The 23,694-nt window shown below is 71.1% G+C and carries 21 protein-coding genes; 19 read left to right on the forward strand and 2 right to left on the reverse strand.

Annotation, left to right across the window (positions count from 1 at the left end; translation table 11 throughout):
• Positions 1 to 36: 36 nt before the first annotated feature.
• From ABZ192_RS24825 to ABZ192_RS24845, 5 genes are all read left to right on the forward strand, one after another.
• On the forward strand, positions 37 to 1,200 hold the full coding sequence (locus tag ABZ192_RS24825; RefSeq protein ID WP_356926648.1) for a nucleotide disphospho-sugar-binding domain-containing protein: 1,164 nt from the start codon (positions 37 to 39) through the stop codon (positions 1,198 to 1,200).
• 63 nt (positions 1,201 to 1,263) lie between these two features.
• Positions 1,264 to 2,526 (forward strand): nucleotide disphospho-sugar-binding domain-containing protein, encoded by a 1,263-nt coding sequence (locus ABZ192_RS24830; protein ID WP_356926649.1) that lies wholly within the window; start codon positions 1,264 to 1,266, stop codon positions 2,524 to 2,526.
• A gap of 44 nt (positions 2,527 to 2,570) precedes the next feature.
• Positions 2,571 to 3,617, forward strand: a complete 1,047-nt coding sequence (locus ABZ192_RS24835) for an NAD-dependent epimerase/dehydratase family protein (protein WP_356926650.1) — start codon at positions 2,571 to 2,573, stop codon at positions 3,615 to 3,617.
• 47 nt (positions 3,618 to 3,664) lie between these two features.
• Positions 3,665 to 4,633, forward strand: coding sequence for an NAD(P)-dependent oxidoreductase (locus ABZ192_RS24840; RefSeq protein ID WP_356926651.1), 969 nt, complete (start codon positions 3,665 to 3,667; stop codon positions 4,631 to 4,633).
• Positions 4,630 to 5,427 (forward strand): SDR family oxidoreductase, encoded by a 798-nt coding sequence (locus ABZ192_RS24845; protein WP_356926652.1) that lies wholly within the window; start codon positions 4,630 to 4,632, stop codon positions 5,425 to 5,427. Before ABZ192_RS24840 ends, ABZ192_RS24845 begins: the two co-directional genes overlap by 4 nt.
• Positions 5,428 to 5,445: 18 nt before the next feature.
• On the opposite strand, the gene ABZ192_RS24850 is transcribed toward ABZ192_RS24845, so the two are convergent.
• Positions 5,446 to 6,207: a TetR/AcrR family transcriptional regulator gene (locus ABZ192_RS24850; RefSeq protein ID WP_356926653.1), complete on the reverse strand. Its 762-nt coding sequence runs from the start codon at positions 6,205 to 6,207 to the stop codon at positions 5,446 to 5,448.
• Positions 6,208 to 6,327: 120 nt separating this feature from the next.
• On the opposite strand from ABZ192_RS24850, the gene ABZ192_RS24855 reads away from it, so the two are divergent.
• The 4 genes from ABZ192_RS24855 to ABZ192_RS24870 all read left to right on the forward strand — a co-directional run bounded on the left by ABZ192_RS24855 (position 6,328) and on the right by ABZ192_RS24870 (position 11,725).
• Positions 6,328 to 7,185, forward strand: coding sequence for an NAD(P)H-binding protein (locus tag ABZ192_RS24855; protein WP_356926654.1), 858 nt, complete (start codon positions 6,328 to 6,330; stop codon positions 7,183 to 7,185).
• A gap of 80 nt (positions 7,186 to 7,265) precedes the next feature.
• Positions 7,266 to 8,987, forward strand: coding sequence for an ABC transporter ATP-binding protein (locus ABZ192_RS24860; RefSeq protein ID WP_356926678.1), 1,722 nt, complete (start codon positions 7,266 to 7,268; stop codon positions 8,985 to 8,987).
• Positions 8,988 to 9,088: 101 nt separating this feature from the next.
• Positions 9,089 to 10,831 (forward strand): ABC transporter ATP-binding protein, encoded by a 1,743-nt coding sequence (locus ABZ192_RS24865; RefSeq protein WP_356926679.1) that lies wholly within the window; start codon positions 9,089 to 9,091, stop codon positions 10,829 to 10,831.
• A 117-nt stretch (positions 10,832 to 10,948) separates the two neighbouring features.
• Positions 10,949 to 11,725 carry a class I SAM-dependent methyltransferase gene (locus ABZ192_RS24870; protein ID WP_356926655.1) on the forward strand — a complete coding sequence of 259 codons (777 nt, stop codon included), beginning with the start codon at positions 10,949 to 10,951 and terminating at the stop codon, positions 11,723 to 11,725.
• A gap of 24 nt (positions 11,726 to 11,749) precedes the next feature.
• On the opposite strand, the gene ABZ192_RS24875 is transcribed toward ABZ192_RS24870, so the two are convergent.
• On the reverse strand, positions 11,750 to 12,460 hold the full coding sequence (locus tag ABZ192_RS24875) for a response regulator transcription factor (protein ID WP_356926656.1): 711 nt from the start codon (positions 12,458 to 12,460) through the stop codon (positions 11,750 to 11,752).
• A gap of 1,100 nt (positions 12,461 to 13,560) precedes the next feature.
• Between ABZ192_RS24875 and ABZ192_RS24880 the strand changes: the two genes are divergently transcribed.
• From ABZ192_RS24880 to ABZ192_RS24925, 10 genes are all read left to right on the forward strand, one after another.
• On the forward strand, positions 13,561 to 14,376 hold the full coding sequence (locus ABZ192_RS24880) for an SOS response-associated peptidase (RefSeq protein ID WP_356926657.1): 816 nt from the start codon (positions 13,561 to 13,563) through the stop codon (positions 14,374 to 14,376).
• Between the two features lies 1 nt (position 14,377).
• Entirely contained in the window at positions 14,378 to 15,043 is a 666-nt protein-coding gene (locus ABZ192_RS24885) for an alpha/beta family hydrolase (RefSeq protein WP_356926658.1), read from the forward strand.
• Positions 15,044 to 15,299: 256 nt separating this feature from the next.
• A complete protein-coding gene (sigR, locus tag ABZ192_RS24890) occupies positions 15,300 to 15,986 on the forward strand; it encodes an RNA polymerase sigma factor SigR (protein ID WP_356926659.1) in 687 nt (228 codons plus the stop codon).
• On the forward strand, positions 15,983 to 16,294 hold the full coding sequence (rsrA, locus tag ABZ192_RS24895) for a mycothiol system anti-sigma-R factor (RefSeq protein ID WP_033314427.1): 312 nt from the start codon (positions 15,983 to 15,985) through the stop codon (positions 16,292 to 16,294). Before sigR ends, rsrA begins: the two co-directional genes overlap by 4 nt.
• 175 nt (positions 16,295 to 16,469) lie before the next feature.
• Positions 16,470 to 17,801 carry an HD-GYP domain-containing protein gene (locus ABZ192_RS24900; RefSeq protein WP_356926660.1) on the forward strand — a complete coding sequence of 444 codons (1,332 nt, stop codon included), beginning with the start codon at positions 16,470 to 16,472 and terminating at the stop codon, positions 17,799 to 17,801.
• Complete coding sequence (locus tag ABZ192_RS24905) at positions 17,798 to 19,045, forward strand: HD domain-containing protein (protein WP_356926661.1); 1,248 nt, start codon at positions 17,798 to 17,800, stop codon at positions 19,043 to 19,045. Before ABZ192_RS24900 ends, ABZ192_RS24905 begins: the two co-directional genes overlap by 4 nt.
• A gap of 117 nt (positions 19,046 to 19,162) precedes the next feature.
• Complete coding sequence (locus tag ABZ192_RS24910) at positions 19,163 to 20,143, forward strand: hypothetical protein (RefSeq protein ID WP_086600186.1); 981 nt, start codon at positions 19,163 to 19,165, stop codon at positions 20,141 to 20,143.
• 153 nt (positions 20,144 to 20,296) lie between these two features.
• Positions 20,297 to 20,947: a peptide deformylase gene (gene def / locus ABZ192_RS24915; RefSeq protein WP_356926662.1), complete on the forward strand. Its 651-nt coding sequence runs from the start codon at positions 20,297 to 20,299 to the stop codon at positions 20,945 to 20,947.
• 294 nt (positions 20,948 to 21,241) lie between these two features.
• Positions 21,242 to 22,327 (forward strand): epi-isozizaene synthase, encoded by a 1,086-nt coding sequence (gene cyc1, locus ABZ192_RS24920; RefSeq protein WP_356926663.1) that lies wholly within the window; start codon positions 21,242 to 21,244, stop codon positions 22,325 to 22,327.
• Positions 22,324 to 23,694 carry a cytochrome P450 gene (locus tag ABZ192_RS24925; RefSeq protein ID WP_356926664.1) on the forward strand — a complete coding sequence of 457 codons (1,371 nt, stop codon included), beginning with the start codon at positions 22,324 to 22,326 and terminating at the stop codon, positions 23,692 to 23,694. The genes cyc1 and ABZ192_RS24925 overlap by 4 nt, the downstream gene beginning before the upstream one ends.

A 23,694-nucleotide genomic window follows, 5' to 3' on the forward strand; every position in this document is an offset into this window, starting at 1 on the left:
CCGGCGCCCGGCGCCGGCCCCGACCAGGGAGGACCGTTGAGGTTCCTGTTCGTCACCGGTGGCAGCCCCGCCACCGTATTCGCCTTCGCCCCGCTGGCCGGCGCCGTACGGGGCGCCGGACACGAGGTGCTCGTCGCCACTCTCGAAGAGAACCTCCCCTACGTGGAGGGGCTCGGCCTGCCCCCGCTGTCCATGGCCAGGACGTCCGAGCTGGAGATCCTCTCCACCGACGGCTCCGAACGCCCCGATGAGATGCTGAAGGACCCCGCCCAGCAGATGCGCTTGGTGGGCCGCTGGTACGCGCGGCTGAGCCGCGGCAGCCTGCCCACCCTGCGCGAGGTGGCCGCCGGGTGGCGTCCCGACGTCGTGGTCGGCGGCAGGCTCGCTTACGCGGCCCAGCTCCTCGCGCTCGAACTGGGGGTGCCCTACGTGCGCCACCCCTGGGGCCTGGGGGAGTGGCAGGGCTACGACGTGGGCGGCGAGGAGGAACTGCGGGCGGAACTGGACGCGTTGGGCCTGGACGGGCTGCCCCGCCCCGACCTGGTCCTGGACTTCTGCCCGCCCCTGCTCCTGCGCGGGCGCACGGGCGGTGGTGAGGGCGGGGAGCTGATGCGATGGATCCCGGCCAACCTGCAACGCCGCGTGGAGCCCTGGATGTACACGCGGGGCGCCGGTCGCAGGATCTGCGTGACCACCGGAACCCGGGTCACCGACGAGAAGACCTTCGACGCCCTGGGCCGCGGCTCCGACTTCCTGCGGCAGCTCGTGAAGACCGCGGGCACGCTGGACGCGGAACTCGTCGTCGCCGCCCCCGAGGAGATCGCCGCGCCGATCCGGGCCGAGCTGCCGGACGTCAGGGCCGGCTGGACCCCGCTGGACGTGGTCGCGCCGACCTGCGACCTGATCGTCAGCCACGGCGGCACCAACACCAGCATGGTGGCGCTGAACGCGGGAGTGCCGCAGCTCAACATCGCCAAGATGCACATCTCCGTGCTCCAGTCCCGGCTCATCTCCGACTACGGCGCCGGCGTCACCATCCCGGCCGCGCAGGCCACGCAGGAGGACATCATCGCCGCCTGCGAGCGGCTGCTGACCGATCCCGCCCCACGCGCGCGAGCGGCCGAGGTCAGCGCGGACATCGCCGCCCTGCCCGCACCGGCCGCCCTGGTTCCCCGGATGACCGCGCTCGCCGCGGGCTGAGCCGCGCGCGACACCGCGCGAGCGGCGCCCCCGACCACCCGAACCGCACACACCGGAGAAGCGATGCGCGTCCTGTTCTCGATCTTCCCGGCCACGGCCCACCTGTATCCCGTCGTCCCGCTCGCGCACACCCTCCAGGCCATGGGACACGACGTCTGCGTGGCGGCGGCGCCGGACATGGCCGACGAGATCACCGCCGTGGGCCTCAAGGCGGTGCCCGTCGGCCGGACGGCGGACCTCGGGGCAGTGCTGCCCGAGGTCGCCGGCGACGACCGGCTGGAGCGCCTCGCCGCGCGCCTGGGCGTCGACGCCACCGACCCCCAGGTGCGCAAAGCGGTCCGCTACCGCCTGATCTCGACGATCGCACTCGGCCACGGTCCGGAGCCCGGCACACCCCCGGCGCTGGACGACCTCATGGATTTCGCCCGCGCGTGGAGCCCCGACCTGGTCCTGTGGGACCCGATGTGCTTCGGGGCCGCCCTCGCCGCCCGCGCCTGTGGTGCCGCCCAGGCCCGCGTCCTGTGGGGCCTGGACCATTTCGCCTGGTTCGCCGAGGAGACGGCCGCACTCCTCGGCGCGGCCGAGGGCCCCGACCCGGCTCTCGCGCTCGACGCCATGGCGGGGGCGCTGCGGCGGCTCGGCCGTCCTCAGGACCACGAACTGATCACCGGCCAGTGGAGCGTGGACCTGATGCCGCAGCGGATGCGGCTGCCGTCCGCACTGCGCTACGTCCCGCTGCGCCGCGTCCCGTACAACGGCCCGGGCGTCGTTCCTCAGTGGCTGATGCACAAACCGCAGCGGCCTCGCGTGTGCCTGACCATGGGGCTGAGCCTGCGCAAGTACTTCAAGGACGACGAGGAGCTGATCACCGGGCTGCTCGCCGCGGTGTCCGCCCTCGACGTCGAGGTGGTGGCGACGGTGACGGCTGAGCAGTTCGACGCCTCCTACACGCTGCCGGACAACGTGCGCGCCATCGACTACGTACCGCTCGACCTGGTGCTGCCCGACTGCGCGGCGATCGTCCACCACGGCGGCACCAGTACCTTCGCGGCCGCCGCCGCGCACGGGGTCCCGCAGCTGATCATGCCGTCGACGATGGGCGACCACCTGGCCCTGGCACGGTACGTCGCGGGTGCCGGTGGTGGTCTGTTCACCGAACGCTCCGAGGCCACCCCCGAGCGGATCGCCGCCCAACTCGCCCGGATCCTTGAGGAGCCGTCCTTCCAGCGGGGCGCGGCGGAGATCCACCGGGACATGCTGTCCGCCCCCGGCCCGGCCGAGGTCGTACCGGTCCTCGAACGGCTCACCGCCGAGTTCCGAGGCTGAGCCGGCGTGCCGCGACATCGCTACCGAATGCAGGAAAGGGCACGATGCGAATAGGGGAGACCAGCGTCGAAGGGGTCCCGCGGGTGACGGTCCTGGGCGCGTCGGGCCTGATCGGATGCGCGCTGACCCGTCGGTTGGCCCGTCTCCCGATCCGGCTCAGAGCGGTGGCCCGGCGTCCTACGCCGGTGCCCGCGGGCGCCGTGGCGGATGTCGACGTGCGCACGGCGGACCTGCTCGCGCCCGGTGAGCTGGCACGGGCGGTGGAGGGCTCCGACGCGGTGGTGCATCTGGTCGCGCACATGGTCGGCACGACACGGTGGCGGCTGGAGGCCGACGACGCGCTGGCCGAGCGGGTCAACCGGGGGCTGATGACCGACCTGGTGGACGCGCTCGCCGGCACCCCGCGCCGCGGTCCCGCCCCGGTCGTGCTGTTCGCCGGCACGATCTCCCAAGTCGGCCTGGCGGGCCGGACCCGCATCGACGGCAGCGAGCACGACGCCCCGGCGGGCGCGTACGACCGCCAGAAGCTCGCGGCGGAGGAGACACTCAAGCACGCCACGGCACAAGGGCTGCTGCGGGGAATCTCCCTGCGCATGCCGACGGTCTTCGGGCACGAGCCGGAGTCCCACGCACCGGACCGGGGCGTGGTGTCCACGATGATCCGCCGGGCGCTGGCCGGTGAACGGCTCACGCTGTGGCACGACGGCACCGTGCTGCGCGACCTGATCCATGTGGACGACGTGGCGCGGGCCTTCGCCGCGGCCCTGCGCCATCCGGACGCACTGGCCGGCGGGCACTGGCTGATCGGCGGCGGGAACACGACACACCTGGGCGAGGTGTTCGCCACGATCGCCGAACTGGTGTCCAGGCAGACCGGGCTGCCTCCGGTGCCCGTGGTCAGCGTGCGGCCGCCCGAGAAGGCCGAGGCGACCGACTTCCACAGCTACGAGGTCGACTCCTCGGCGTTTCGTGAGATCACCGGCTGGCGGCCGCGGATCGCGCTGACCGAGGGGCTGGCCCGGACCGTCCGGACCCTGGCCGAACAGCGGGGGCACCACAGCACCGGTCTGACCGGCGGGGTGCCCCGCTGAACCGCCCCGCCCGTCCATCCACTCCCGTCCGCACACCCGGAGGATCGATGCAGGAAGGTACGTTGTCGGCGCCCGAGAGGCGGCCCGGTGTCCTGGTGCTGGGTGGCACCGGATGCATCGGGCGGCACGTCTGCGCCGCCTTCGCCCGGCGCGGCTACCGGGTGCTGGCCGTGGCCCGCACCCCGGCCGCCCATCTGGCGGGCTTCGCCTTCAGGTCCGTGGACCTGACCCGGGCGGCCACGGAGGCGATCGTGCGGCTGCTGGCCGAGGCGGACGCCGAGGTCGTGGTCAACGCCACCGACGCGGCCAACGCCACCGACGGCTGGGACCGCAACGAGGAGGAACTGACCAGCGCGAACGTGGCGGTGGCCGAACGGCTCGTCGAGGCGATGGACACCCTCCCCGGGAGGCGCCGCCTGGTCCACATCGGCACCATCCACGAGTACGGACCGGGAGCGGCCGGCGTGCCCCTGGACGAGGACGTGGAGCCCCGGCCCGTGAACGCCTACGCCCGCTCCAAACTGGCCGGATCGCAGGTGGTGTTGCGGGCCGCCCGAGCGGGCGCGGTCGACGGCGTCGTCCTGCGCCTGGTCAACACCTGCGGCCCGGACCCCTCACCCGCCAGCTTCCCGGGCAAGCTGCTGCCGCTGTTGCGGGACGCGGTGCACGGCCGGCCTCTCGAACTGGCCATCGCGGACGCGATGCGCGACTGGATCGATGTGCGCGACGTCGCCGAGGCCGCGGTGCGGGCGGCCGAACTGCCCGTGGCCGGCCAGGTCTTCAACATCGGCAGCGGTGTCGCCGTACCGATGCGCGAGGTGGTCGCCCTCTGCCTGGCGGCGGCTGGGCTGTCCCCGGCGGCCGTGACCGAGAAGGCGGCGCCGGTGCGCAGTCTGGGCGCCGACTGGATCCAGGCCGACATCCGGCGCGCGCGGGAGCGGCTTCAGTGGGAGCCGCGCATCTCACTGAAGGAATCGTTGCAGGACATGTGGGACAAGGGGAGCACCAGCCGATGAGGATCGATCTATCGGGACGCACCGCGCTGGTCACGGGCTCCACCTCGGGCCTGGGCCGGGCGACGGCCGCGGCACTGGCCCGGGCCGGCGCCCGCGTGGTGGTCAACGGGCGTACGGAGCAGCGCGTCGAGCGGGCCGTCGCGGACCTGCGGGCCGAGCTGCCGGACGCGCACATCACGGGCGTAGCGGCGGACGTCTCCCGCGAGGCCGACGTCGGCCGGCTGGTGGCGTCGGTGCCCGAGGCCGACGTGCTGGTGAACAACGCCGGTGTGTACACGACGATCCCGTTGTTCGACGTCCCCGACGAGGAATGGCGGCGGCTGTTCGAGGTCAATGTGCTGGCCGGCGTCCGACTGGCCCGCCACTATGTGCCGCGGATGGCCGAGCGCGGCTGGGGCAGGGTGGTGTTCGTCAGCAGCGAGTCGGCGGTGCTGCCGCCGACGGAGATGGTCCACTACGGCGTGTCCAAGACCGCCCAGCTCGCCGTGTCCCGGGGAATGGCGCAGGAGATGGCGGGAACCGGCGTCACGGTCAACGCGGTCCTGCCGGGCCCGGCGTGCACCGAGGGCATCGAGCGGTACGTGGCCCAGCGGGCGCGGGAGAGCGACTCGTCCTTCGCGGAGGCCGAGCGGGCCGTGGTGGCTCAGGTACGGCCGACCTCCCTGGTGCGGCGGCTGATCCGGCCCGAGGAGGTCGCCGACCTGATCGTCTATCTCGCCTCCGACCGGTCCTCGGCCACCACCGGCGGAGCGTTGCGGGTCGATGGCGGCATCGCCCCCGGTCTGGTCCCCTGAGCGCTGCCCGGTGGCCCGTCAGCGCTCGGCGAGGGTGGACAGGCCGTCCAGTACGCGCTGGAGCTGCCAGGCGAAGTCCGCGTCGGTGTCGGGGTAGGAGTCGGCCTCGTTCACCATGCGGGTGAAGTGCGGGTAGTCGCCGCTGTCGATGACGTGGCGCAGATAGGGCAACGTGCGGGTGCGCCAGTCCCCGGGATCGTTCCCGGCGCGGTCCTCGCCCGTCGACGCGGCCGGCCGGCGCCACGCGCGCTCCTCCAATTCGGTCTGTACGAAGCCGTTGACGAAGGAGTGCAGCGTGTTGACGACGCGCACCCGGTCGTTCGTCGACAGCGGGAGGCCTGCCACCACGGACAGCGCGAACTCCGTGGAGGCCAGAACGTTCGGGCCCAGCACGGGGCGCCCGGCGATGAGCCGGGCCAGCCAGGGATGGGCGAGCAGCACCGCCCGCTTGGCCATCGCGAGTTTGCGCAGGTCCTCCAGCCAGTCCCCGGAGGCCGTGGCCGGCCGGTCCTCCTCGCCGAGGGCGGTGTCCACCATCAGCTCGAACACCTCGTCCTTGGTGCGGACATGGCGGTAGAGCGACATCGTGCCGCATCCGAGGTCCTGCGCGATGCGGCGCATGGTCACCGCCTCGGCGCCCTCGGTGTCGGCGATGGCGAGCGCGGCGCGGGCGATCTCGTCCCGCGACAGGGCCACCTGCGGTGCGCGCTTGGCACGCTGCGGTCGCAGCCACAGAGCGTCCGACGGCCCGGTCGCCTCTGCTCTTCCTGACGTGGCCAATTTCCGTTCCCCTGCTCGTCGTTGTGCACCGAAGCCCGTTGCGTACAGTGTATCCATGAGTACGATGTACGCAAGCGTACGACGTACGCATCCCTCACGAGATGGAAAGGCAGCCCCTCCATGGCGCAGCAAGACGTGATCCTGGTGACCGGAGCGACCGGGAACGTCGGCAGGCAGGTCGTCCATCAACTCCTGGCCGAGGGGCGTGCCGTGCGGGCCCTGGTCCGCAACCCGGACACCGCCGGGCTCCCCGACGCGGCCGAGGTGTTCCAGGGCGACTTCACCTCCCCCGAAACCCTGCGTCCGGCTGTGGCCGGGGTGGATGCGGCCTTCCTGGTCTGGCCCTCCCTGCCGCTCGCGGACGCGCCCGCGGTCGTCGACGTCCTCGCGGAGGGCACCGGCCGCATCGTGTACCTGTCCTCTGCGGGCGTCGAGGAGGACAAGGAGGACCAGGGCGACCCGATCAACCAGTTCCACGCCGGCCTGGAGCGGCTGATCGAGAAGTCCGGTGCCGAATGGACGTTCCTGCGCTCCACCAGCTTCGCCGCGTCACTGCTGGAGTGGGCCGACCAGGTGCGCGAGGGCGTGGTCCGCGAAGCGTTCGGCGAGGCCACCAGGACCCTCGTCCATGAGGCCGACCTCGCCGCCGTAGCGGTGCGCGCCCTGACCGAGGACGCCTACGTGGGACGGAAGCTGATGCTCAGCGGCACCGCGCCGATCAGCCAGATCGAGCAGGTCCGCATCATCGGGGAGGTCCTCGGCCGGCCCGTCCGGTTCGAGGAGATCCCGCTGGACACGCTGCGCGAACAGATGCGTGCCGAGGGCTGGACGGACCCGGACATCGACGGAATGTTCGCCGCCTACGCCACGATGGCCACGATGGACCAGCCGGTGTGGAACACCGTGGAGGAGGTCACCGGCCGGCCGGCCCGCACGTTCCGTCAGTGGGTCGCCGACCACGCCCAGGACTTTCGGTGACGCTTGCGCCGGTCGGCCCCGCCGACACCCGGACCGCGCCCCCCGTGCGGCGCGGTCCGGGCCGGTCCGTCCTCGTCGCGATGGTGCGCGAGCGCCTGCGGCCGTACCGCCGCACGGTCGCCCTGCTGGTCGTGCTGCAACTCGTCCAGACCTTCGCCACCCTGTGGCTGCCCACCCTGAACGCCGACATCATCGACAACGGCGTGGCCCGCGGCGACACCGCGTACATCCTGGCCGTCGGCGGGTTCATGCTGGCCGTCACCCTCTTACAGGTGCTGTGCGCCGGGGCCGCCGTCTGGTGCGGCGTACGTCTCGCCGCCCAGGTCGGACGCGATCTGCGGGCCGCCCTGTTCGAGGGGGTGCAGCGCTTCTCCCGGCGGGAGATGAACCGCTTCGGCACCGCCACGCTCATCACCCGGGTGACCAACGACGTCCAGCAGGTCCAGCAGATCCTCGCGGCCACACTCAACCTCGTGGTGCCCGCGCCCATCATGGGAGTCGGCGGACTGGTGATGGCCCTGGGCCAGGACGTTCCCATGTCCTTGCTGGTCCTGACCTCCCTGCCGCTGCTGATGGTGCCGGTCGGGCTGGTGCTGCGCCGCCTCGTGCCGTGGATGGCCGACGCCCAGGGCCGCGTCGACACCGTCAACCGGATCGTGCGTGAGCAGATCACGGGCGTCCGGGTCATCCGGGCCTTCGGCCGCGAGGATCACGAGCAGAAGCGGTTCACCGAGGCCAGCGCCGGCCTGAGGGACCTGTCGGTGCGGATCGGCCGGGGCACGGCGGTGCTGCTGCCGCTGTGCATGCTCGTCCCCAACCTCGCCAACCTGGCCGTGGTCTGGTTCGGCGGCCACCGCGTCGCGGGCGGCGACATGCACCTCGGCGACCTCGTGGCCTTCCTGCACTACCTGGAACTGCTGCTGCTGGCCGCCGTGATGGCCACCTTCATGCTGATGCTGCTGCCCAGGGCCCGGGTCTGCGCCGAACGCGTCCAGGAGGTCCTGGACACCGAACCCGGCCTCGCCCCGCCGGCCACGCCGGTCACTCCGGTGAACAGGCGGGGCCTGGTGGAGGTGCGCGACGTCGACTTCGGATACCCCGGTGCCGACGAACTCGTGCTGCGCGGCGTGGACTTCACCGCGCGGCCGGGCGGGACGACGGCCGTCGTAGGATCCACGGGCAGCGGCAAGTCCACGCTGCTCGGCCTCCTCTCCCGCCAACTGGACCCCGACCGGGGGACGGTGTCGATCGACGGCGTGGACCTGCGCGACCTGTCCCCTGCGGCTCTCGCCGCGACGGTGGCCGTCGTACCGCAGCGCTCGTACCTGTTCTCCGGCACCGTCGCCGACAACCTCCGCTACGGCAATCCGCGGGCGTCGGACGCCGAGCTGTGGCGGGCCCTGGAGATCGCCCAGGCACGGGACTTCGTGGCGGACCTGCCGGGAGGGCTCGACGCCCCTGTGGGGCAGGGCGGCGGCAACTTCTCCGGCGGCCAGCGCCAGCGCCTGTCCATCGCCCGCGCCCTGGTGGCGCGCCCCCTGGTCTACGTCCTGGACGACGCCTTCTCGGCCCTGGACCACGCCACCGAGACCGCTCTGCGGGCGGCGCTGGCCGAGGCGACTGGGGACGCCACCGTCGTCCTCGTGGCCCAGCGGGTGGCCACCGTCCGCGACGCCGACCGGATCGTCGTGATGGACCAGGGCCGGGTCGCGGCCGCCGGCAGCCATAGCCAGTTGCTGGCCTCGGACCGGACCTATCGGGAGATCGTGTCCTCCCAGCTGACCGGGGAGGAGACACCGTGAGCGAAGACCAGTCCACCGGCACCGCGGCCGCGGAGGCCGACGGGCCCGCCGACACGCACCCGACGGAGCGGGCCACGGACCCGCGTCACGCCTGGCGGCGCCTGCTCGGTCTGCTCCGGCCCCAGCGTGCCCGGCTGGCCGGACTCATGGCTCTGGCGGCGATCGGTGTCGGGGTCTACGCCCTGGTGCCCCTGCTGCTGGGCCGCGCCACGGACGTGGTGGCCGACGGGATCACGGCCGGGACCGGCGTCGACTTCAGGGCGGTCGGCCGGCTGCTGCTCGGCACCCTGCTCCTCGTCGGGGTCGCAGCGGGGCTCACCCTGTTCCAGGAACGGGCCACCGCCGTGATCGCGGAGTCCCTCACCCACCGGCTGCGCACCCGTGCGGTCGCCAAGCTCGCCCGACTCCCCCTGGCGTACTTCGACGGGCGGTCGCGCGGTGAGGTGATGTCGAGGATCAGCAACGACACCGACAACATCAACGAGTTCGTCCAGCAGACCGTCGCCAAGGCCGCCACGGCCCTGTTCACCCTCGTCGGCGTGCTCGCGATGATGTTCTGGATATCGCCGCAGCTCGCCCTGATCGCGGCCGTCGTCGTGCCGGGTTCACTGCTGGTGGCCAAGGTCATCGGCCGGCGCTCACAGCCGTACTTCAGTGAGATGTGGGCGGCCACGGGCCGGCTGAACGGGCATGTGGAGGAGATGTTCACCGGCCACGAGCTGGTTCGCGGCTTCGGCCGGAGCCAGGAGGCCGAGGAGGACTTCCGGCGGCACAACGAGGCGCTGACGGTGGCGAGTTCGAAGGCCCAGGTCCGCTCCGGACTGATCCGGCCCGCCATCGCACTGCTGAGCAACCTCAACTACGTCCTGATCGCGGTGATCGGCGGTCTGCGCGTGGTCTCCGGTTCGCTGTCCATCGGCGACGTGCAGGCCTTCTTCCACTACTCCCAGCAACTCGGCCAGCCGGTCGGCCAGGTGGCCTCGATGGCCGCCCTGATCCAGTCCGGCCTCGCCTCGGCCGAGCGGGTCTTCCAACTGCTCGACGAGGAGGAGCAGTCGCCCGACCCGGCGGAGCGCACCGTGGCCGAACGCCCGGCCGGGCGGGTCGTCTTCGAGAACGTGAGCTTCGGATACCCGGGCGGCCCTGCGCTCATCGAGGGACTGGACCTCACCGTGGAACCCGGCAGTACCGTGGCCATCGTGGGTCCGACCGGAGCGGGCAAGACCACGCTGGTGAACCTGCTGATGCGGTTCTACGAGGTGGACGGCGGTCGGATCACGCTGGACGGAAGGGACATCGCCGAGCTCCCGCGCGCCGAACTGCGCTGCCACATCGGCCTCGTCCCCCAGGACCCCTGGCTCTTCAACGGCACCATCGCCGAGAACATCGCCTACGGTGCCCCGGGCACACCGCGTGAGCGGGTTGTCGAGTCGGCCGTGCTCACCCACGTCGACCACTTCGTCCGCACCCTCCCCGACGGCTACGACACCCTCATCGGCGAGGAGGGGGAGAACGTCAGCGCCGGGGAGCGGCAGTTGATCACCATCGCCCGCGCCTTTCTCGCCCCCGTACCGGTGTTCGCCATGGACGAGGCCACCAGTCTCGTCGATTCCCGGACGGAGCTGCTCGTCCAACGGGCACTGCGGAGACTGCGCGAAGGCCGCACCTGCTTCGTGATCGCCCACCGTCTGTCCACGGTCCGTGAGGCCGACACGATCGTCGTGATGGAGGCCGGACGGATCGTCGAACAGGGCAGCCATGACGAGCTGTTGGCCGCGAACGGTGCCTACGCCCGCCTGTACGCGACGCAGTTCGCTCAACCGGTGGCGCAGTCCGTGGAGTGACCTTCCCGCCGAACCGCCTTCGGCCCCCGAGCCCCTTCCACTCGCCGTGCGCACCGCACGGCCCGGCCGCGCACGGGTGCGCGGCCGGGCCGCCGATCACCAGAAAGGGACAACCTCATGAGTGACAGCCAGTTCCGGGACCCGCTGGTCGTACCCCACGAGTCGGCGCAGGAACGTGACTCCCGGCTCCGTCTGACCAAGCTGCTGACCGAGACGCCGATGCCGCCCGAATACCTGATCGACAACCTTCCGGTCTATCTGCGCCGGCACCAGCTCGCCGACCTTCTGGCCATGGACACCCTGTACCGCATGCTGGCCGACGTACCCGGCGTGATCATGGAGTTCGGCGTCCTGCACGGCCGTCACCTCGCCGCCTTCACCGCCCTGCGCAGCATCTACGAGCCCTACAACTCGCTGCGCCGGGTCATCGGCTTCGACACGTTCACGGGGTTCCCCGACACCGCCGAGATCGACCGGGCGACGCCCAGCGCCGCCGTCGGCCGGTTCGCGGTGCCCGACGGCGAGGTGGAGCACCTGCGCGCGGTGCTGGCCGCGCACGAGGTGGGCGAGCCGTTCGGGCACACGCAGCGCACTTTCGTGGTGCAGGGCGACGTACGTGAGACCGTTCCCCAATACCTCCAGGAGAACCCGGAGACCGTCATCGCCCTCGCCTATTTCGACCTCGACCTGTACCGGCCGACGCGGGACACGCTGGAGGCGATCCGCCCGCACCTGGCGAAGGGCAGCATCCTGGCCTTCGACGAGCTCGCCCATCCCAAGTGGCCCGGTGAGACGAAGGCGTTGAGCGACTTCCTGGACCTCGGCAGTGTCCGGCTGCACCAGCTGGCCAGCCGGGAGAATCCGATTCTCTATCTGGTGTGGGGCGAGGACTGAGCGCCTCGGGCCGGTCCGGTCGGCTCAGGCCCGTCGGGCGGTGCCCACGGGCTCCTCGAAGCGGAATCCGACGCCGCGCACCGTGCGGATCCAGCGGTTGTCGCCGAGCTTGCCACGCAGTGCGCTGACGTGGGTGTCGATGGTGCGGCTGGCCTGCGGTCCGGAGACGTGGGTCATCGGGTCGTCCCAGATCTCGGCCATCAACTGCTGCCGGGTGAGGACGGTACCGGGCCGGCTGGCGAGATAGTGCAGGAGGTCGAACTCCTTGCGGGTGACCTCGATCACCGTGCCGTCGAGGCGGACCTCCCGCGTGGCCGTGTCGATGGCGAGCGGCCCGCAGGTGATCGTGCTGCTCGCCTCCCGCCTCGCGTGCGGGGCGGACAAACGCACTCGCCACATCACGGCGTCGACACGGGCCATCAACTCCCGGAAGGTGTACGGCTTGCCGAGGCAGTCGTCCGCGCCGGCCCGCAGTCCGCGCACCCGGTCGAGTTCGGAGCCGCGGTCGGTGAACGCAATGATCGGCAGATCACCGGCCGCCCGGATCCGGCGGCAGACGTCGAGCCCGTCGAGGTCCTCGAGCTCCAGGCTGAGCATGACGAGTTCGACGTCCTCGAACAGCTCCAGGGCTCTCGCCCCGGTACGGACACGGATCGTCTCGTGACCTGCCTCGCCGAGCCGGTGCACCAGCGTCTCGGCGAGCTGGTCGTCGTCCTCCACCACGAGTATGCGCATGAAAAAGTCTTCCCCCAGTTGGCATTCGGCCGGGCGGGGGCGCCGCACCCGGCCGCTGGAGCCCGCGGGCCCGCTCTCACGCAATCAGCGAAACCTCACCGCGAAATGACCATGGGCGTCGCCAGGCCCATGGCCGCGGTGAGTCGTTCGGATGTCCAGGTCTCAGCGCTCGTCGTCTCAGGGGTGTGCCCGAGATCCGGGCGGGCTTGGCAGGGCCGCGACCCCTGAGTGCCTGGAGTGGTCAACGGGGAGAGCTCTCTGCCAAACCAGTGGATTGCCATTGATTCGCACTGCGATTTCCCCGTTCCGGTCGAGCGGGTGCCGAAGGTCAGCCGGCTCCCGCTGGTGACACGAATCTAAGCAAGGTTTCGCTATCAATCAAGGGTGAGTCCAGCGGGCCGGGTCGGCCTCCATGGGCACCATGATCGCTGTGCGTGTAAGACCGGCTGCGGACGCTCGACGCAGCGTGATGGGTTGATTGTGACTTTACTCATGCTTTGCATGTGGAGGGTCGGGTGCGGAGTGGGGAATGCCCCGGTTCTCCCTGTGTTCCGCTGCGGGGCGCCGAGCGCGCCGAGGGTTGGCCGAAAAGCAACCGCGAGTGGGCTGATCTGGACGTAAGCTGCCAAGGCGACGAAGTTATGGCGGGCGCACCGTCACGTCGGTGATCGGGAGCGGCGTGGGTCGGGTATGACCGGCGGAGGCTTCGCGAGTGGGTTGAATAGCGCCTCCGCTTTGACTGGACTATTGCGATCCCGGCGGGCGCGTGATGAGGGTTCGCATATCTCCGCGCGAGAGAATTCTCTCCCTTTGAGAATAGACCACTCTCTGAAATGGGTCATATTGAGTGGCGATTGCAGCCATGGCGGCAGGCCTGCAAATGCGGTTGATCCGGCCAAGGAATGCGGGGTGAACAGGCGCGTCGAGGGGAGCCTGGAATGCCGACCGTCCCCCACGATCCAGTCGTGTCCGGCGCCGTTCGCCTCCCGCGCCTTGGGCGGGACGCACGACCTGCGACACTGGTACGCCACGGCGCCGACTCGCCCCCTGGTCTGGCGCTGACTGAAGTGGCCGTTTCGCAGGTCGGAGGGTGATCGCATATGTGCGGACGGTATGCGTCGAGTCGTAGGCCGGAGGATCTCGCGGGGATCTTCGAGATCGAGAAGTGGGAGCCCGAGGAGACCCTGGAGCCCGACTACAACGTGGCGCCCACCAAAGAGGTCTACGCCGTCCTCGACCGCCCGCTGAAGGATGCGGACGAGCCGCGCCCGGTCCGGCAGCTGCGCACGCTGAAGTGGGGGCTGGTCCCCTCCTGGTCGAAGACCCCCGAGGGCGGCGCCCGGATGATCAACGCCCGCGCGGAGACCGTCCACGAGAAGCCGTCCTACCGCCGCGCCTTCACCTCCCGGCGCTGCATCCTGCCCGCCGACGGCTACTACGAGTGGGTCACCGGCAAGCAGGAACGCGACCTGGAGGTCGAGGGCAAGAAGAAGCGGCCCCGCAAGCAGCCTTACTTCGTGACCCCGGCGGACGGGTCGGTCTTCGCGATGGCCGGCCTGTACGAGTTCTGGCGTGACAAGACGCTGCCGGACGACCACCCGCAGGCCTGGTGGGTGACGTGCTCCGTCATCACCACCGAGGCCGAGACGAGCCCCCTGGCGGTCTCCCTGGCGGACGGCCCCCGGGCCCTGGCCGAGATCCACCCCCGGATGCCGCTGATGCTGACGCCCGACCGCTGGGACGCCTGGCTCGATCCGTCCCGCACGGACCCGGACGAGCTGCGCGAGCTGCTCGCCCCGCCGCCCGCCGGGCTGATGCGCGCCTACCCCGTCACCACGGCCGTCAGCAACGTCCGCAACAACGGGCCGGAGCTGCTGAAGGAGCTGGAAGGGCCCGAAGAGGGCACACTCTTCTGACGTGAGCAATGTGACGAAAGGGTCCGACGCGACCAGTGAGAGCGTCGAGACCGTCGAGACCGAAGCCGGCCCCGCTCGCATCACCTGGCACCCGGCGAGGAAGGCCCGGCTCGTGCTCGCCGTCAGCCACGGCGCGGGTGGCGGCATCGAGGCCCGCGACCTGAAGGCCCTGGCCGCCGTCCTGCCCACCCACGGCGTCACCGTGGCCCGGGTGGAGCAGCCCTGGCGAGTGGCCGGGAAGAAGCTCGCGCCCGCGCCCAGGACCCTGGACCTCGGCTGGCGGGGCATCTGGCCCGCGCTGGCCGGGCCCGGCCTGCCGGTCGTCTCCGGCGGCCGCAGCGCCGGGGCCCGGGTCGCCTGCCGCACCGCCACGGAACTCGGCGCCCGCGCGGTCCTCGCCCTCGGTTTTCCCCTCCACCCGCCCGGCAAGCCCGAGAAGTCCCGCGCCGCCGAGCTGCTGGGTTCCGGGGTGCCCACCCTGGTCGTCCAGGGCGGGAACGACCCCTTCGGCAGGCCCGGGGAGTTCCCCGAGGGGCCGTACGAGCTCGTCGAGGTGCCGTACGGCGATCACGGCTTCGCCGTCCCCAAGCGGGCGGAGATCACGCAGGAGGAGGCAGTGGCGGTCATCACGGACGCGGTCGTGGAGTGGACCGGGTCACTCGGGTAAAGCTCCGGGAATGCCGGGGCGGCGAGCACTGTTGTGCGGGACGTACGTGCTGGAGACCAGCACCGACGCCGTAGGAGAGGGAGTCCGCCGCATGGGTTCGATCTACTGCCCGAGTCGCAGCAGCCGTGCCGACCTGGACTGGACGGTGCTGCACGCGGCCAAGACCGCCCCCATTCGGGCGGCGGGCGGACCGGATCGTCGTCTATCCTCCGATTCGGGTGAGACCGGTCTCGGTCTCACGAGAACACTGGAGGAGGTGGGTCCGGTCACAGGGACCGACGCAGGGACCGAACACGGCCAGGCGGAGCAGCCCGAGGGCCAGGGTGGCACGGGCGCGGAGACGGCCACGGAGCGCAACGCGCGCTTCGAGCGGGACGCGCTCGAGTTCCTCGACCAGATGTACTCGGCCGCGCTGCGCATGACGCGCAACCCGGCCGACGCCGAGGACCTGGTGCAGGAGACGTACGCGAAGGCGTACGCGTCCTTCCACCAGTTCCGCGAGGGCACCAATCTCAAGGCGTGGCTGTACCGGATCCTCACGAACACCTTCATCAACTCGTACCGCAAGAAGCAGCGGGAACCGCAGCGCTCGGCGGCCGAGGAGATCGAGGACTGGCAGCTCGCCCGCGCCGAGTCGCACATGTCGACGGGTCTGCGCTCCGCGGAGTCGCAGGCGCTCGACCACCTGCCCGACTCGGACGTGAAGGAAGCACTCCAGGCGATCCCCGAGGAGTTCCGCATCGCCGTCTATCTGGCGGATGTCGAGGGCTTTGCCTACAAGGAGATCGCCGACATCATGGGGACACCCATCGGTACGGTGATGTCCCGGCTGCACCGGGGCCGCCGCCAGCTGCGCGGCATGCTGGAGGACTACGCCCGTGACCGCGGGATGGTCCCGGCCGGCGCCGGAGAGTCGAACGAAGCGAAAGGCTCGGGGTCATGAGCTGCGGAGAGCCGCACGAGACGGATTGCAGCGAAATCCTCGATCATCTCTACGAGTTCCTCGACCGTGAGATGCCGGACTCGGACTGCGTGAAGTTCGAGCACCACTTCGAGGAGTGCTCGCCCTGTCTGGAGAAGTACGGGCTCGAACAGGCCGTGAAGAAGCTGGTCAAGCGCTGCTGCGGGCATGACGACGTGCCGGGCGATCTGCGCGACAAGGTCATGGGGCGGATCGAGCTGATCCGCTCCGGCCAGGCCGTCCCCGAGCAGGACGTCACGGCCTCGCCGGCCACGCCGCAGGAGTCCTGAGACTCCCGCGCGTTTCAACTACCCCTTCTTCGAGGGGGTAGTCCCCTGTCTCCCGAGGGTGTAGTCATCCTCGAACGCATCACTCGAACGTGCTAATCCGCGGGTTATCGGCCCGCGGAGCCCCCCACCGCCGTCCTAGGCTCCGGGCCTGATGGACATGACCGGGGGAGGGCTCATGGAAGCGGTACCGGTGCGGGCACGTGCGTACGTCGCCTGTGTCGTCCTCGCCGCCCTCGTCTGTCTGCTGCCGCTGCCGGGCGTCCGTACGCCCTGGTGGGCCGTGGCCCTGCTCGCCGCGCTGTACGCGGGCTGCGAGCGCGTCGCCCGGTCCCGGTTCGTCGGCATCTCCCATCCGGCCGGGACCTTCTACCCCGTGCTGCTCGCCGGTGCCTTCCTGCTGCCCGCGCCCGCCGCCGCCCTGGTGGCCGTGCCCGGTGCGCTGCTCTCGCACGTCGAACAGCGGCCCGTGGCGCTGCGGCGCGTCTGGCGGGCCGCCCAGCTCGTCCTCGGCGTCTGGGCCGCGGCCCGGGTGCACTGGGCGCTCGGCGGGCGGGACGCGGTCGTCGCGGGCGACATGCCCTACGCGCTCGGGCCGGCCGGGGCGGCCGTGCTGGCGTTCTGCCTGGTGCTCGCGCTGCTGGACGGCGGGATCCTGGCCACGGCCGAGCGGGTGCCGGTGCGGCGGGCCTGGCGGGGACTGGTGCCGCGCTCCCTCGCGCCCATCGCCGTGCACGGGCTGGCCGGGCTGATGATGGCCGTGCTGTGGCGCAGCCCCTACGGTCCGGTGGCCGCGCTGCTCGTGCTGCTGCCGATGTGCGTCTCCTGGTGGGCCTTCGCGCAGTACCACAGGGAACGGGCCGCCCACCAGGCGACCATCCGAGCGCTCGTCCAGGCCGTCGACATCAAGGACGGGTACACCCGCGGGCACAGCGAGCGCGTCGGACAGGCCTCCATGATGATCGCGCGTGAGCTGGGCATGGACGACGAGCGCGTCGAGGTGCTCCGGTTCGCCGGGATCCTGCACGACGTCGGGAAGCTGGGCGTCCCCACCCGGCTGCTCAGGAAGGACGGGCCGCTGACGCCCGAGGAGCGGCGGGTGATCGAGCTGCACCCCGAGTACGGGCACGAGATGGTGCGCGGCATCGGCTTCCTCGGAGAGGCCCGCGCCGCCGTGCTGCACCACCACGAACGGCTGGACGGCACCGGATACCCCTACGGCCTGGTGGGCAGTCAGATCCCGGAATCCGCGCGGGTCGTCGCCGTCGCGGACGCCTTCGACGCCATGACCTCCACCCGGAGCTACAGCAGGGCCCGGCCAGTCCCGGTCGCCCTGGCGGAGCTGAAGCGGTGCTCCGGCAGCCACTTCGACCCGGTGATGGTCGCGGCCCTCGTGGAGGCCGTCGGCCGGTCGGGATGGCGTCCCGCCGTGACCGCCGACGACGTCCGCCCGCCCCGGGTTCCGCCGCCCGGCGCACCCCTGTCCAGCCGGCCGGGAGCACACCGGTGAGCGCGTACCGCCCGCCGCCGCTGTTCACCCTCGTCCACGCCTGTGCCGCCCTCCTCGCCGCCGGCTCCCTCGCCGTCACCCTCCACGACGGGCTGGAGGAACGCCGGGTCGCCCTCGCCTTCGGCGTCCTCGTCACCGTCGGGGAGCTAGCCCGGCGCAACGGGGCGCAGGTCAGGGAGCCGGCGCCGCTCGGAGCCGCAGCGGCCCTGTCGTACGCGCTGCTCGGCGAGGCCGGCGGGCGGGCCACGCACCACGGCCTCGCCCAGGTCGTCGCCGTCGTGCTGGCCGGCTCGCTGCTCGGCAGCGTGCCGCACGTGGCGCGCGGGCAGGGGCCCACGCTCGACCACCTGGCACGCCGGGTGCTCACCGTCGGGTTCGTCGCCGTCTGCTTCCAGCCCCCGTACAACCGGGGCATGTTCGACGACTGGGGCGGCCCCGCCTACGCGCTGCTGCTGCTCGCGCTGCTGTCCCTGACCGCGCTGTGCGACGCGGTGCTCGCCGCCGCGCTGGCCCACTCCCGCACCGGCTGGCCCTTCGGGCCGGTACTGCGGGACGAACTGCGGTCCGTGTGCGGCATCGGCTCCGCCGTCATCGCCACCGGGGCGGTGATGGCCCTGGCGGTCGCCGTCGTGGGGCTGTGGGCGCTGCCCGTCTTCTCCGTGCCGCTGCTGCTCGCCCAGATGTCCTTCCGGCGCTACGCCTCCGTCCGGGCGACCTACCGGCAGACCATCGCCTCCCTCGCCCGGGCCACCGAGGTCGCCGGGTACACCCCTTGCGGGCACGCTCGCCGCGTCGCCGCGCTCAGCCAGGCGGTGGGGCGTGACCTGGGTCTCACCGAGCCCGAGCTGGCCGTGCTGGAGTACGCCGCGCTCATGCACGACATCGGCCAGCTGAGCCTCGTCGACCCGGTGCCGGCGGGCGCCACCGCCGGCCTGCCCGCCGCGGAACAGCGGCGGATCGCGCTGCTCGGCGGAGCCGTCGTACGGCAGACGGGTGTCGACGAGGCGGTCGCCGTGGTCGTGGAGCGGCAGGCCGACCCCGCGGCGGAGCAGCCGCCGGCCGCGCGGATCATCCGGGCCGTGAACGCGTACGAGGAGAAGTCCCGGGAAGGGGGCCTGGGCGGACCGCTGACGGCGCTGGAGGAACTCCGGCTCGCCACCGCCGGGGAGTACGCCCCGGAGGTGGTGGAATCGCTGGCCCGGGTACTGGCAAGAAGCAGTCTGACCTTGCCGGTGACTGGGTAACCCATGGGTAATGAGCGCCCCGGAGGCCGTACGTGGTTGGATGCGAAGAAGAAGGTGTCCGGGGGCTCGAAACACAGCTACGGCCAGCCCACCGCACGGAACTGGCAGGCGGGAATCGTGAGGATCTTCGGCAAGGGACGGCACCGGCCCTCCGCCTCCTGGCGGCAGGCCACAGACCGGGCGTTCACTCTCATCGGCGACGGCCGGTACGAGGACGCCGGCGCGTTGCTGACACGTGCCGCCGATCTGGAACCCTGGCTGTCCGAGTCCTGGTTCAACCTCGCCCTGCTGCACAAGTTCCGGCACGACTGGGAGCAGGCGCGGGCGGCGGGCCTGAGGGCCGTGGCGCTGCTCGACCGGGACACCGGCGCGCCCGACTGGTGGAACGTCGGCATCGCCGCGACCGCCCTGCAGGACTGGCCGCTGGCCCGGCGCGCCTGGCAGGCCTACGGGCTGCGGGTGCCGGGGCCGCCCAACGACTCCGGTGAGCCCGTCGGCATGGACCTCGGCAGCGCGGCCGTACGGCTGTCCCCGGAGGGGGAGGCCGAGGTCGTGTGGGGGCGGCGGCTGGATCCCGCGCGGATCGAGGTGCTGTCCATTCCGCTGCCGTCGTCGGGGCGGCGCTGGGGTGAGGTCGTCCTGCACGACGGCGTGCCGCACGGGGAGCGGACCACGGCCGCCGGGCACACGTACCCGGTGTTCGACGAGATCGAGCTGTGGGCGCCGTCGCCGGTGCCGACCTGGGTGGTCCTGCTGGAGGCCGCGACCGAGGCGGACCGGGACGCGCTGGAGCAGCTCGCCGGGGACGCCGGGTTCGCCGCGGAGGACTGGTCGTCCTCGGTGCGGTTGTTGTGCCGGATGTGTTCCGAGTCACGGATGCCGTCGGACGAGGGTGACGGGGAGCATCTCGATCCGCACGATCACAGTGAGCCGGGGCATCCCGGGCCGCTCGGGCACCGGACGGACGGGCAGCTGTGGGTTCCGGAGCGGGAGTGCGGGTTGGCTGCGCCGGCTTCCCTCGTGAGGGGGTTGCTGGACGGGTGGGTTGCCGACAGTCCGGATTCTCGGGATTGGCGGGATTTGGAAGAGGTGTGCTAGGTCATGTGCCGGGTGCGGCGCCGTCGTGGTTTCTCGCGCCCAGGGGGAGCCGTAAATCGATACCGCCCCGCGCCCCTGAAGGAGCCTCCGCCACCCGCGTACCCTGTATCAGCATCTCAGCCCGGTTAGGTTCAGGAAGGCGTACGTAACGTCATGGCTCAGCAGGACACCGATCAGCAGCGCGCGGGCGTGCTCCCCGTCGACGACGAGGGGTACGTGGTCGACACGGAGGACTGCGAGGAGCGCGAGGCTGCCTGGCGGGAGCGGGGGACCTCACGGCCGATCACGGTGGTCGGGAACCCGGTGCTGCACAAGGAGTGCAAGGACGTCACCGACTTCGGCGACGAGCTCCAGCAGCTGGTGGCGGACATGTTCGCCTCGCAGCGCACCGCCGAGGGCGTGGGCCTGGCCGCCAACCAGATCGGCGTCGACCTGAAGGTCTTCGTCTACGACTGCCCGGACGACGAGGGCGTCCGGCACACCGGCGTCGTCTGCAACCCCAGGCTGGTCGAACTGCCCGCCGAGAAGCGCCGGCTGGACGACAGCAACGAAGGCTGTCTGTCGGTGCCGACCGCGTACGCGCCGCTCGCCCGGCCGGACTACGCCGAGGTGACCGGGCAGGACGAGCGGGGCAACCCGATCCGGGTGCGCGGCACCGGATACTTCGCTCGGTGTTTGCAGCACGAGACCGACCACCTGTACGGCTACCTGTACATCGACCGCCTCTCGAAGCGCGAGCGCAAGGACGCGCTGCGCCAGATGGCCGAGAACGAGCCCCGGTACCCGGTCGTCGCGAACGACTGAGACCCCACGATCACCAGGCGACGGCGTCTGTTCGGGTTCCCCACCCTGAACAGGCGCCGTTCGTCTGCGTCGTTCGCCTGTCCGTCGCACGTTCGAACGCTTCTGCTCTCCTGGTGATCCGGCGCCAGTCACACAACGGGAGGTTCCCGGCGCTGTGGGTTAGTAAATGAAGCAAATGCGTTCCCAGAACGGTCAGTTGTAGTGCTGAATGGGAGGAGCGGGGTATGCAACGGCGCACGCCCGGCACGGAAGGAGGGGCGCCCGCGCCAACTGGCGGCTGAGAGGGGTTAGTTCGTGCATGCTTTGTCACACGGCACCACATCGACACCGACCACCATCGCAGTTCCACCGTCGCTCTCCCTTCCGGTGATCGAGGCGGCGTTTCCCCGGCAACTCCACCCGTATTGGCCGAAGTGCCAGGAGAAGACCCGGGCCTGGCTGCTCGAAAAGCGGCTCATGCCCGCGGACAAGGTGGAGGAATATGCCGACGGTCTGTGCTACACGGACCTCATGGCCGGGTACTACATCGGCGCCTGCGACGAGGTCATGCAGGCGATCGCGGACTACAGCGCCTGGTTCTTCGTCTGGGACGACCGTCACGACCGCGACATCGTGCACGGCCGTCCGGTCGCCTGGCGGCGGCTGCGCGACCGGCTGCACTCGGCCCTCGACTCACCCGGGGAGCACCTGCACCACGAGGACCCACTGGTCGCCGGGTTCGCGGACAGCGTGCTGCGGCTGTACGCCTTCCTGCCGGCGACGTGGAACCTCCGGTTCGCCCGGCACTTCCACGCGGTGATCGACGCGTACGACCGGGAGTTCCACAATCGCACCCACGGAATCGTCCCCACGGTCGAGGAGTATCTCCGGCTGCGCCGTCTCACCTTCGCCCACTGGATCTGGACGGACCTGCTGGAGCCCACCGCGGGATGCGAACTCCCCGACGCCGTACGGAAACACCCGGCATATCGTCGGGCCGCGCTGCTGAGTCAGGAGTTCGCCGCCTGGTACAACGACCTCTGCTCGCTTCCCAAGGAAATAGCGGGCGACGAGGTGCACAATCTCGGAATCAGTCTCATCACCCATGAGGGGCTGACCCTCGAACAGGCGGTCGTGGAAGTAAGGTGCCGCGTCGAGAAGTGCATCACGGAATTCCTCGACGTCGAACGGGAAGCATTACGGTTCGCCGACTCCCTCGCCGACGGCACCGTGCGGGGAAAGGAACTCAGCGCCGCCGTGCGGGCCTGTCTGAGCAATATGCGGAACTGGTTCAGTTCCGTCTACTGGTTCCACCACGAGTCCGGCCGGTACATGGTCGACAGCTGGGACGACCGGTCCACGCCCCCGTACGTCAACAACGAAGCGGCAGGTGAGAAATGACCGTCGAGTCTGTGAAGCCTGAAGCGCGTCTGGTTCCGGAGCTGCGCGAACCGCCCCGGGCGGGTGGTGGTGTCCCCGTCCTGGGGCACGGCTGGAAGCTGGTGCGCGACCCGCTGGCGTTCATGTCCCGGCTGCGCGAGCACGGTGACGTGGTCCGGCTGAAGCTCGGGCCGAAGACGGTGTACGCCGTCACCACCCCGGCGCTCACCGGCGCGCTCGCGCTGAGCAACGACTTCATCATCGCCGGGCCGCTGTGGGAGTCCCTGGAGGGCCTGCTCGGCAAGGAGGGCGTGGCCACGGCGAACGGCCCGCGCCATCGCCGTCAGCGACGCACCATCCAGCCCGCCTTCCGGCTCGACGCCATCCCCGCCTACGGGCCGATCATGGAGGAGGAGGCACACGCGCTCACCGAGCGCTGGAAGCCCGGCGAGACCATCGACTGCACCTCCGAGTCCTTCCGGGTGGCCGTGCGCATCGCGGCCCGCTGCCTGTTGCGCGGCGACTACATGGACGAGCGGGCGGAGCGGCTGTGCGTCGCGCTGGCCACCGTCTTCCGCGGGATGTACCGGCGGATGGTGGTGCCGCTCGGGCCGCTCTACAAGCTGCCGCTGCCGGCCAACCGCGAATTCAACCGGGCCTTGGCCGATTTGCATCTCCTGGTGGACGAGATCGTCGACGAGCGCCGCGCATCCGGTCAAAAGCCGGACGATTTGCTGACGGCATTGCTGGAGGCGACGGACGAGAATGGCGACCCCATCGGGGAACAGGAGATCCACGACCAGGTCGTCGCGATCCTCACCCCCGGCAGCGAAACCGTCGCCTCCACGATCATGTGGCTGCTGCATATGCTCGCGGAACACCCTGAACACGCGGACCGGGTGCGCGACGAAGTAGAAGCCGTCACCGGTGGGAGGCCGGTGGCATTCGCAGACGTCCGAGGACTCAGGCACACCAACAATGTCGTCGTCGAGTCCATGCGTTTGAGGCCGGCCGTGTGGATTCTGACGCGGCGGGCGGTGCGGGACACGGAACTCGGCGGATACCGGATTCCGGCCGGGGCGGACATCGTCTACAGCCCGTACGCGATCCAGCGCGATCCGAAGTCGTACGCGCGGCACCTGGAGTTCGATCCCGACCGCTGGCTCCCGGACCGGGTCAAGGACATCCCGAAGCACGCCATGAGCCCGTTCAGCACGGGCAACCGCAAGTGCCCGAGCGACCACTTCTCGATGGCCCAGCTGACGCTGATCACGGCGGCGCTGGCCACCACGTACCGCTTCGAGCAGGTCGCGGGCTCGAACGACGGCACCCGCGTCGGCATCACGCTGCGGCCGCACGACCTGCGGGTGCGACCGGTGCCGAGGTGA

The organism is Streptomyces sp. NPDC006235, from assembly GCF_040613735.1.
Classification (GTDB): Bacteria; Actinomycetota; Actinomycetes; order Streptomycetales; family Streptomycetaceae; genus Streptomyces.